Annotated in this window: 13 protein-coding genes and 1 pseudogene; 6 read left to right on the top strand and 8 right to left on the bottom strand. The window is 70.9% G+C overall.

Annotation, left to right across the window (positions count from 1 at the left end):
- From ruvB to ruvC, 3 genes are all read right to left on the bottom strand, one after another.
- Window positions 1-678, bottom strand: a 678-nt coding sequence (gene ruvB, locus AC2W7C_RS08925; RefSeq protein ID WP_486001118.1) for a Holliday junction branch migration DNA helicase RuvB, incomplete at its 3' end; no start/stop codon positions are given.
- Window positions 679-684: 6 nt separating this feature from the next.
- Entirely contained in the window at window positions 685-1,302 is a 618-nt protein-coding gene (gene ruvA, locus AC2W7C_RS08920; RefSeq protein ID WP_486001117.1) for a Holliday junction branch migration protein RuvA, read from the bottom strand.
- Window positions 1,299-1,799 carry a crossover junction endodeoxyribonuclease RuvC gene (gene ruvC / locus AC2W7C_RS08915; protein ID WP_486001116.1) on the bottom strand — a complete coding sequence of 167 codons (501 nt, stop codon included), beginning with the start codon at window positions 1,797-1,799 and terminating at the stop codon, window positions 1,299-1,301. Before ruvC ends, ruvA begins: the two co-directional genes overlap by 4 nt.
- Before the next feature lie 95 nt (window positions 1,800-1,894).
- Between ruvC and AC2W7C_RS08910 the strand changes: the two genes are divergently transcribed.
- Both AC2W7C_RS08910 and AC2W7C_RS08905 read left to right on the top strand, forming a co-directional pair.
- A complete protein-coding gene (locus AC2W7C_RS08910; protein ID WP_486001115.1) occupies window positions 1,895-2,272 on the top strand; it encodes a MarR family winged helix-turn-helix transcriptional regulator in 378 nt (125 codons plus the stop codon).
- Between the two features lie 27 nt (window positions 2,273-2,299).
- Complete coding sequence (locus AC2W7C_RS08905) at window positions 2,300-3,532, top strand: MFS transporter (RefSeq protein WP_486001114.1); 1,233 nt, start codon at window positions 2,300-2,302, stop codon at window positions 3,530-3,532.
- A gap of 117 nt (window positions 3,533-3,649) precedes the next feature.
- Here the strand turns inward: AC2W7C_RS08905 and AC2W7C_RS08900 are convergent, their stop codons facing one another.
- Both AC2W7C_RS08900 and AC2W7C_RS08895 read right to left on the bottom strand, forming a co-directional pair.
- On the bottom strand, window positions 3,650-4,339 hold the full coding sequence (locus tag AC2W7C_RS08900; RefSeq protein WP_486001113.1) for an MgtC/SapB family protein: 690 nt from the start codon (window positions 4,337-4,339) through the stop codon (window positions 3,650-3,652).
- 66 nt (window positions 4,340-4,405) lie between these two features.
- Window positions 4,406-5,110: an MgtC/SapB family protein gene (locus AC2W7C_RS08895; protein ID WP_486001112.1), complete on the bottom strand. Its 705-nt coding sequence runs from the start codon at window positions 5,108-5,110 to the stop codon at window positions 4,406-4,408.
- A gap of 112 nt (window positions 5,111-5,222) precedes the next feature.
- On the opposite strand from AC2W7C_RS08895, the gene AC2W7C_RS08890 reads away from it, so the two are divergent.
- The gene (locus AC2W7C_RS08890) at window positions 5,223-6,668 is read left to right on the top strand and encodes a M20/M25/M40 family metallo-hydrolase (RefSeq protein ID WP_486001119.1); all 1,446 of its coding nucleotides are present in this window, start codon (window positions 5,223-5,225) and stop codon (window positions 6,666-6,668) included.
- Between the two features lie 81 nt (window positions 6,669-6,749).
- Window positions 6,750-6,956, top strand: a complete 207-nt coding sequence (locus tag AC2W7C_RS08885; protein ID WP_486001111.1) for a hypothetical protein — start codon at window positions 6,750-6,752, stop codon at window positions 6,954-6,956.
- A gap of 7 nt (window positions 6,957-6,963) precedes the next feature.
- Here the strand turns inward: AC2W7C_RS08885 and AC2W7C_RS08880 are convergent, their stop codons facing one another.
- Together AC2W7C_RS08880 and AC2W7C_RS08875 are read right to left on the bottom strand one after the other, a co-directional pair.
- Entirely contained in the window at window positions 6,964-7,452 is a 489-nt protein-coding gene (locus tag AC2W7C_RS08880) for a hypothetical protein (protein ID WP_486001110.1), read from the bottom strand.
- Between the two features lie 3 nt (window positions 7,453-7,455).
- Window positions 7,456-8,220: pseudogene (locus tag AC2W7C_RS08875) on the bottom strand (YebC/PmpR family DNA-binding transcriptional regulator); the annotation flags it as partial.
- Window positions 8,221-8,401: 181 nt separating this feature from the next.
- Between AC2W7C_RS08875 and AC2W7C_RS08870 the strand changes: the two are divergent.
- Entirely contained in the window at window positions 8,402-8,602 is a 201-nt protein-coding gene (locus AC2W7C_RS08870) for a hypothetical protein (RefSeq protein ID WP_486001109.1), read from the top strand.
- Here AC2W7C_RS08870 and AC2W7C_RS08865 read toward each other — a convergent pair.
- Window positions 8,599-9,036 carry an acyl-CoA thioesterase gene (locus tag AC2W7C_RS08865; RefSeq protein ID WP_486001108.1) on the bottom strand — a complete coding sequence of 146 codons (438 nt, stop codon included), beginning with the start codon at window positions 9,034-9,036 and terminating at the stop codon, window positions 8,599-8,601. The two genes, AC2W7C_RS08870 and AC2W7C_RS08865, sit on opposite strands and share 4 nt — an antisense overlap.
- Window positions 9,037-9,177: 141 nt before the next feature.
- Between AC2W7C_RS08865 and AC2W7C_RS08860 the strand changes: the two genes are divergently transcribed.
- The coding region (locus AC2W7C_RS08860) for an alcohol dehydrogenase catalytic domain-containing protein (RefSeq protein ID WP_486001107.1) at window positions 9,178-9,560 on the top strand (383 nt) is incomplete at its 3' end.

The raw sequence follows: 9,560 nt of genomic DNA, 5'->3' as shown, positions 1-9,560 counted from the left end.
CAGACGGCCGGCGACGCGCGGCGTGCCCCGGCGCGGGCGGCGATCTCCAGCGCGCCGTCCTCGGTGAGGGTCGCCCCCATCTTGCGGGCCGCCGCCCATCACGACGCGGGTCAATTCCGCCGGGGTGTAGAACTCCAGCCTCAAGGGGATGCCGAACCGATCCCTCAGCGGCGTGGCCAGCAGGCCCGCGCGGGTGGTCGCCCCCACCAGGGTGAAGGGCGCCAGGTCGATGCGCACCGACCGCGCCGACGGCCCCTCGCCGATGATCAGGTCCAGCACATGGTCCTCCATGGCGGGATACAGGATCTCCTCGACCGCCGGGGCCAGACGGTGGATCTCGTCGATGAACAGGACGTCGCGCGGCTCGAGGTTGGTCAGGATCGCGGCCAGGTCGCCGGCCTTGGCCAGGATCGGACCCGAGGTGGCGCGGAAGCCGACGCCCAGCTCGCGCGAGACGATCTGCGCCAGGGTGGTCTTGCCCAGGCCCGGAGGCCCGAACAGCAGGACGTGGTCCAGCGCCTCCTGCCGGGCGCGGGCGGCGTCGATGAAGACCTTCAGATTGCCCTTGGCCTGCTCCTGGCCGACGAACTCGGACAGGGTCTGGGGCCGCAGCGCGCGGTCGTAGGCCTCGCCGGGGGCGGGGGCTCCATCCACCAGCCTGTCCTCAGTCATGCTCATACCCGCTCATCGCCCCAGCTCCTGCAGGGCCGCGCGGATCACCGCCGACAGATCGGCCTCCTCGCCCAGCCGGATCAGGGCCTGGTCGACGGCGCGGCGGGCGTTGACCTCGGCGACGCCCAGGCCCAGCAGCGCCGAAACGGCCTCGCCGGTCAGGCTCGGAACCGGAGCCGGGGCCTGAGCGTGGACGCCCGGCGCCGACGGCGTGAAGCTGACGTCTCCGAGAGGTTTACCCTTCAGCTCGGTGACGATGCGCAGCGCCAGCTTGGGGCCGACCCCGTTGGCCCGCGCCACCGCCGCCTTGTCCTCGCGCGCCACCGCCCCGGCCAGCTCGGCGGGCGGCAGCACGTCCAGCACGCTGAGCGCCGCCTTGGGGCCGACGCCCTGGATACCGGTCAGGGTGGTGAAGGCGCGGCGGTCGTCGCGGGTCAGGAAACCGTACAGCCGCGGCCCGTTCTCGGCGGACCAGTTCGATTCGATATGCAGGGTCGCCTCGTCGCCCGGCGCCGGCAGGCGCTGCAGGGTGCGCGCGCCGCAGCTCACCACATAGCCCACCCCTGCGCAGTCGATGACGCAGTGGTCCGGCTCGACCTCGGCCAGGACGCCGCGGAGACGGCCGATCATGCGGCGAACCTCTTCATCCTGCGCAGCTGGGCGTGGGTGATCGCCACCGCCAGGGCGTCGGCGGCGTCGGCCTTGACCTCGCCCGCCTGGGGCAGCAGCCGCTTCACCATGAAGGCGATCTGGCTCTTGTCCGCGTGGCCGGCGCCGACCAACGCCTTCTTGATCAGGTTGGGCGCGTATTCCGCGACGCCGAGGCCGCATGTCGCGGGGGCCAGCATGACGGCGGCGCGGGCGTGGCCCAGCTTCAGGGTCGAGGCCGGATTCATGTTGACGAACACCTCCTCGACCGCCGCTTCGTCGCAGGCGTGGTCGCGGCAGATCGCCGTCAGGGCGTCCAGCAGATGCAGCAGGCGCTGGGCGAACGGCGCGCCCTCGGGCGGCGTCACGACCCCGTGCGCGATCCAGCGCAGGCGTGACCCTTCCGCCGCCACAACGCCCCATCCGGTGCGGCGCAGGCCGGGATCCAGGCCCAGGATTCGAGTCGTTTCGTTCGCCATCCGTTCCGTTATTGCCTGAGAGATGCCTAACGGACAATGACCGGATGCTGGGATGGCGCGTTGCATATGCAACGACGTTGTGCTTTGCATATGCAATGGAAGACCTCTCCCCCTGCATCTGCGGCCGCCTGAGGCGCGCCTCCCGGGCGCTGACGCGTCACTATGACGACGCCCTGGCCCCGGTCGGGATCACCGTGACCCAGTTTTCGGTCATGCGGACCCTGACGCGGCTGGACCGTCCCACCCTGGCCGAGATGGCGGAAACCACCGCGCACGAGAAAAGCGCCCTGTGGCGCACCCTTCAGCCTCTATCGAAGAAGGGCTGGATCGACGCCGCGGTCCGGGCCGGCGAACGCGGCCAGCGCTTCTCCATGACGCCGGCCGGCCTGGAGAAGCTGAACGACGCCTATCCCCTGTGGCGCGCGCCCAGGCCAGGGTCTCCGAAACCCTGGGCGCGCGGGAAGCCGCCCTGATCGACCTTCTGCGTGAAGTGGAATCCCATGTCTGAGGCCGCGTCCCCGAAACTGTCCAACCGCGCCTGGATCATGATCCTGGCCGGGGCCCTGATCGTCACCCTGTCGATGGGCGTGCGGCAGTCGTTCGGCCTGTTCCTGACGCCGCTGGGGCTCGAGCTGCAGGTCGACCGGCAGACCTTCGGCCTGATCGTCGCCGCCCAGAACCTGCTGTTCGGCCTGCTGCAGCCCTTCGTCGGGGCCTGGGCCGACCGGCATGGCGCGGGCAAGGTCGCGGTGGTCGGCGCCGGGGTCTATGCGGCCGGTCTGGTCATCGCGGCGACGGCGGCCAATGCGCTGGGCCTGGCGGTCGGCTTCGGCGCCCTGGTCGGCCTGGCCATGGCGGGTTGCACCTTCACCGTGATGCTGGGGGCCGTGGGCAAGATCGTCCCGGCCGAGAAACGCACCCTGGCCTTCGGCATCGTCACGGCCGGCGGCTCGCTGGGCCAGTTCCTGGTGGTGCCGGCGGCTCAGGGGCTGATGGACGCCCTGGACTGGCGGCTGACCCTGTTCGTCCTGGCCGGGCTGATCGTCCTGATCGCGCCCCTGGCCCTGGGCGTCGCCGGCAAGCCCCCGGCCGCGATCAGCCAGCAGGACGGCCCGCCCATCGGCGAGGCGCTGAAGGAGGCCTTCGCCGACCGCTCGTTCTGGCTGCTGAACGCCGGCTTCTTCGTCTGCGGCTTCCACATCGCCTTCGTGGGCACCCACCTGCCCGCCTACATCCGTGACGAAGGCCTGCCGGCCAGCGTCGGCGCGGGCGCCCTGGCGCTGATCGGCCTGTTCAACATCGCCGGCTCCTGGCTGTGGGGGGCGTGGGGATCGAAGGGCTCCAAGAAGGGGCTGCTGGCCCTGCTCTACGCCCTGCGCGGCGTCGCCATCGTCCTGTTCCTGCTGATCCCGCTGTCGCCGGCCAGCGTGCTGGCGTTCGCCTCGGCCTTCGGCTTCCTGTGGCTGGGCACCGTGCCCCTGACCAACGGCCTGGTCGCCCAGATCTATGGCCTGCGCCACCTGTCGGCCCTGGGCGGGATCGTCTTCCTGAGCCACCAGGTCGGCGCCTTCCTGGGCGCGTGGCTGGCGGGCGTGGCTTTCGACGTCACCGGCTCGTACGGGCCGGTCTGGATGGTCTCCATCGGCCTGGCGCTGCTGGCCGCGGCGGTCAACCTGCCGATCCGCGAGGCGCCGCTGATCCGGCCCGCTCCCGTCGTGACGGCGGCGGAATGATCCGCAAGCTCGTCATCGGCGGGATCGTGGCGGCCCTGATCGCGGCCGGAGCCTGGCTGTGGAGCCGGAACGGCCTGGCGGTGTTCGTCGACGCCGCCATCGCCTTCTGCACCTAGGTCACTCGTCGCGGGGCAGGACCGAGAAGCCCGCCAGTCCGCTTTCGGCCGACAGCCGGGCGACCAGGCCGTCGACGTCCATCGGCATCGGCCCCTTCACCTTCAGATGATGCTCGTGGACAGAGCCGTCGTGGCTGACGACGTGGCCCAGCCGCACCGCCTTCATGCCGGAGGCGGCGAGCACCTGGCGCACGTGGGCCTCGCCAGGCGTCTCACCCCGCCGCCAGCGCAGCACCACGTCCATCACCCCCACGTGCGGCAGCTTGGCGTCCAGCAGGCGCAGCGCCGCCAGCACCGCCAGGGTCGCCCCCGCGCCCAGCAGGGCTAGGGGCAGCATGCCCACCCCGAACAGCACGCCGATCGCCGAGGTCACCCACAGCGACGCCGCCGTAGTCAGGCCGTGGACCGAGAAGCCCTCGCGGAAGATCACCCCGGCGCAGAGGAAGCCGATGCCGGTCAGCAGGCCGTGGGACATGCGCGTCGGGTCAATGACCACGGTCTGCCCCTTCAGCGCCGTGAACGCCCAGGTCGACTGGTGCATCGCCGCCAGCATCAGCAGGCACGAGGTCAGGCACACCAGGATATGCGTCCGGAACCCCGCCGGATGCCCGTGATAGGTCCGCTCGACGCCGATCAGCCCCCCGGCCGTCATGGCCGCCAGGACCGGCCAGACCAGATTCCAGTCGATCAATGAAATTCGCTCCGCAAACAGACGAATCCCGAGCCTAGGCCCGTCCGCCGGGAGCGATCAAGCGGCTCAGTCGTCCCGTGGGTCCAGCCGATATCCGGTGACCCCGGCGATGCTGCGCAAACGGGCGGCCAGGGCCTTCAGCTCGGGCTCGCCGTCGATCTTCAGGCGGAAGCTGCGCCGGACCGACGCGCCGTCCTCGATCAGTTCGAAACGGTCCGCGCGGCGGCCCCGGTCCAGGCCGCCCAGCGCCGCCTCGACCCGGTCCTCGGCGCCGGGGGCCTCACGCCGCCAGACGACCTCGGCGTCGACCACCGTCTTCTGCGGCATGCGCTGATCGACCAGTCTGAGGATGGCCAGGATGGCGACGGTCAGCGTCGTGCCCGTCACCCCGAGGCCATACAGGCCCGCGCCGAACAACAGGCCCAAGGCCGAGGTGGTCCACAGCGACGCCGCCGTCGTCAGTCCGTGGATCGAGAAGCCGGCCCGGAAGATCACCCCGGCGCACAGGAAGCCGATGCCGGTCAGCACCCCGTGGGCCATCCGGGCCGGATCGGCGACGATCTCGGTCCCCGGCAGCGGCAGGAAGCGCCACGCCCCTTGCGACACCGCCGCCTCCATCAGCAGGGCCGAGGCCAGACAGACCAGGATGTGGGTGCGGAAGCCGGCCGCGCGCCCGCGCCACTCGCGCTCGAAACCGATCAGTCCGCCGGCGACGACGGCGGCGAGAAGCGGAAGGGCGAAGCCGGGCAGGTCGTTCAGGTCCATGGCCATGGCAACGGTCGCGACAGCGCAGCCGTTCCGCGCTAGCGTCCGCCCCTCGCCGAGGAAGGGACCGCCCATGAGCACCGCCGGATCGACCGCCGCCGCCCTCTTCGCCCTGTCGATGCGGAGCGAACGGCGCGGCCGGGCGTGGACGCTGCTCGTCCCGGCGTTGGCCGTCGCGGCCTTCATAGGCGTCGGCCAGGCCCGGGCCCAGGCCGCCGGCCCGCGCCCCGACCAGGCCGCCTTCCGCGACCTCTATGAAGAGCTGGTCGAGACCAACACCACCCTGTCCGAAGGCAGTTGCACCCTGGCGTCCGAGCGGATGGCCGCTCGCCTGGCGGCCGCCGGCTATCCCGCCGCCGACGTCCGGGTGCTGGTCCCCGCCGAGCGGCCGAAGGACGGCAATCTGGCCGCCGTGCTGCGCGGCTCCGACCCCGCGGCCAAGCCGATCCTGCTCTTGGCCCACATCGACGTGGTCGAGGCCCGGCGCGAGGATTGGGTTCGCGATCCCTTCACCCTGGTCGAGGAGGACGGCTATTTCCACGCGCGCGGCGCCCAGGACGACAAAGCCCAGGCCGCCATCTGGGTCGACACCCTGATCCGGCTGAAGCAAGAGGGCTTCACGCCCCGCCGCGACATCAAGATCGCCCTGACCTGCGGCGAGGAGACCTCCAGCACCTTCAACGGCGTGTCGTGGCTGCTGGAGCATCACCCGGACGCCCTTTCGGCCGGGTTCGCCCTGAACGAGGGGGCGCGCGGGCGCCTGGACGCGGAAGGGAACCGCGTGGCGCTGGAGATCCAGGCCGGCGAGAAAATCTATCAGGACTACCGGCTGGAGATCTCCAACCCCGGGGGCCACTCGTCCCGCCCCGTGCCGGACAACGCCATCTATCGGCTGTCGAACGCCCTCTCGCGCCTGGGCGCCCACACCTTCCCGACCGAGGTGAACGACACCGTCGGCGCCTATTTCTTCGCCCTGGCGCCGCTGACCCCGGCGCATGCGGGAGACATGCGGGCGGTGAGGATCTCGGCCTCGCCCGACGCCATCGAGCAGGCGGCGGCGCGGCTCTCGGCGGCTGACCCGGCGTGGAACGCCGTGCTGCGCACCACCTGCGTGGCGACCATGGTCGACGCCGGCCACGCGCCCAACGCCCTGCCCCAGCGCGCCGTCGCCAATGTGAACTGCCGCATCCTGCCGGGCCACTCGCCGCAGGAGGTCCGGGCCGATCTGGAGCGCGTCCTGGCCGATCCCGGCATCGCCGTGACCATTTCGGGCGATATCGACCCGACCTCGCCGCCGCCGCCGCTGTCGCCCGAGATCCTGGATCCCATCGTGGCGGTGGCCGGGCGGATCTGGCCCGGCGTGCCCGTGGTCCCCTCGATGAGCCCCGGCGCCACCGACGGCCGCTTCACCAATGCGGCGGGCGTCCCGACCTACGGCGTCACCGGCCTGTTCGCCGATCCGGACGGCGGCGGCGTGCACGGCCTGAACGAACGCATCCGCGTCCGCTCCCTCTACGAGGGCCGCGACTTCCTGTTCGACCTGGTGAAGGCCTACGCGCGATAGCGTGGCCGTATTGAACCGTTCGGGCGCTCTTCCCGTTCACGCCCGTTGCAGGGGACCCGCGCCTGCGACGGATCGGCCGCCATGCCCGCCCGACACGACCGAAGTCTGACGCCCACGGATTTCTCGGCCCTCAAGACCGAGATTCTCCGCGCCGCCGTGGAGCTGTCCAACGATCAGCTCATGGACCTCACCGACGCCCTGCACAGCGTCATGCGCCTGCGCCGCCCCGGCCGCCCCATCGGCCGGCCGACCGGCTGGCTCGAGGAAGAGTCGCCCTACTTCGGCTGACACGCGGTCATTCGTCGGGCGGCGCGTAGCGGATCGAGAAGTCGACCCGGGACCCGACCGGCGAATCCCGCGTCACCCGAGCCTCGCGCGCCGCCGCCAGGGCGCTGGCGCCGAAACCGTGATCCGGCGGCGTCTCCTGAAGGACGACGCACGGGTTGAGCGAAAAATCCGGCTCGACGAAGCAGCCCAACCGCACCAGGGCGTGGCCGGCGGCGGAACCGCCTTCGGGATAGTCGGGACTGGGCGGAACGGCCCAACGTGGTCCAGCGCCGCCCTCGATCCGCGCCTCTTCGGACGCGACCGGCTCCACGGCCTCGACGGTCTGCGTCTCGACCCGCCGCTCCGGCTTGGGAATGAGGCGCCGTACATCGATGTCGGCGTTGGACGCCGCCCATGCGACCACCGTCCCGACCAGGACCAGGATCGCGATCCCGATCCAGGGCGGGCGCGGCTCCTCGATCAGCGGCGTCCGACGATGGCCGCCGCGCAGGTCCATGGGTCAGCCCGCGTACTTGGCCGCGTCCTCGTCCGAGACGGCCTCGTTCGAATAGACGTTCTGCACATCGTCTTCGGCGTCCAGGGCGTCCAGCAGCTTGAACAGGGTTCCGACCGCGTCGCCGCTCACCGGCACCTCGGACTGCGGCTTCCAGACGATGGCGGTGGACTTCGGGTCGCCCAGCACCTTGGACATCGCCTCGGCCACCTCGTTCAGGTCCTCGAAGGCCGTCCAGATGGTGTGGCCCGGCGCGTCCTCGTAGATGTCGGGCTTGACCAGGTCGCTCTCGACGTCCTGGGCGCCCGCCTCGATGGCCGCCTCCATCACCTGGTCCTCGGTGCCCGCCTCGGCCGGGTAGATGATCTGGCCGACCTTGTCCCACATGAAGGCGACCGAGTTCATCTCGCCCAGCGCCCCGCCGTTCTTCGAGAAGGCGGCGCGGATGTTCGAGCCGGCCCGATTCCGGTTGTCGGTCAGGGCTTCGACGATGATGCCGACGCCGCCGGGTCCCCGGCCCTCGTAGCGGATCTCCTCCATCGTGTCGGCGTCGCCCGACGAGGCCTTGTTGATCGCGCGCTGGATGACGTCCTTGGGCAGGCTTTCGGCCTTGGCGTTGTTGACGGCCAGGCGCAGGCGCGGGTTCATCGCCGGATCCGGCAGGCCCGACTTGGCCGCGACCGTGATGTCGCGCGACAGCTTGGAGAACAGCTTGGAGCGCTGCGCGTCGGCACGCCCCTTGCGGTGCATGATGTTCTTGAACTTGGAATGCCGGCCTTGTGGGTCTCTGTATTGGGCGCTATCGCTCGCCGCGCGGCGGCTCGCTGCTTGAGCGCCGACCGCGGAGAGGAAGCCGCATCTAGCCGATGCGGGACGGAGTGTCACGGCGCCGTCCTTTCCGGAACCGCTCGCCTCGCGCAGGCATTTCCATCAGCGCAACGGGAGCGCCGCCATGACCGCCGAAGACGCCATCTACGAAGCCGAGGGCTATCACGACGACGACCTGCACGAGGCCGACATCGTCGAGTGGTACGAGGCGCGTCCGCTCACCGTCTCGACCTATGTGGCGACCGGGGCGGTGATCGGCGCCTTCGCCTTGGGAGTCCTGACCGCCGTCGGCGCCCTGGCGCTGATGGGCCGCCTGGACGACTAGCTCTTCAGGCTCTCCAGGAAGCCGCGCATCTTGTCGTCCACCGACACCGGCCGCTTGCTTTCGCGGTCGACGTAGACGTGGACGAAATAGCCGACGGCCGCCGCCTCCTGCTCGTTGTTGCGGAACAGGCCGATCTCGTAGCGGACCGAGCTGTCGCCCACGTGGGCGACGCGCACCCCCGCTTCGATCTCGTCTGGAAAGGACGTCGGGGCGAAGTACCGGCAGCCGGTCTCGACCACCAGGCCGATCGTCTTGCCCTCGTGGATGTCCAGGACCCCGTTGACCACCAGCAGCCGGTTCACCGCCGTGTCGAACCACGAATAATAGACCACGTTGTTCACGTGGCCGTAGACGTCGTTGTCCATCCAGCGCGTCGAGATCGCCTGGAAGCGGCGGTAGTCCCCGCGCTTGGTCCGTTCGATGGTCCCGGTCATCTTTCCTCCCTGAGGGGAGGGCGCCAACGCTCGCGACGCGGTCGCTCGCTGCTTGAGCGCGTTCATCGCGCTTCGTCACCCTCCGACTTGATCGGAGGGTCGGGCTTGGCGGACGCGGCGTCAAGCGCCTAGCGTCCGGATATGAGCACGCCGATCCAGACTCGCGCCGCCGTCCTGCGCGCCATGGGCGCCGCCCGTCCCTACGCCGACAGCCGGCCGCTGGCGATCGAGACCGTCACTCTGGACCCGCCCGGCCCCGGCGAGGTCCTGGTCGCCGTCCGCGCCGCGGGCCTGTGCCATTCGGACCTCAGCGTCATCAACGGCGACCGCCCGCGGCCCATGCCCATGGCCCTGGGCCACGAGGCGGCGGGCGTCGTCGAACAGGTGGGGCCGGGCGTCGACGACTTGGTTCACGGCGATCACGTGGTCATGGTCTTCATGCCATCGTGCGGCCACTGCGCGCCCTGCGCCGAAGGCCGCCCCGCCCTGTGCGAGCCGGGCGCCGCCGCCAACGGCAAGGGCGA

Source organism: Brevundimonas sp. CURTG3B2_SDJG (assembly GCF_057364705.1).
Note: the sequence above shows the minus strand (reverse complement) of the source record. Positions and strands in the feature narration are given on the sequence as shown.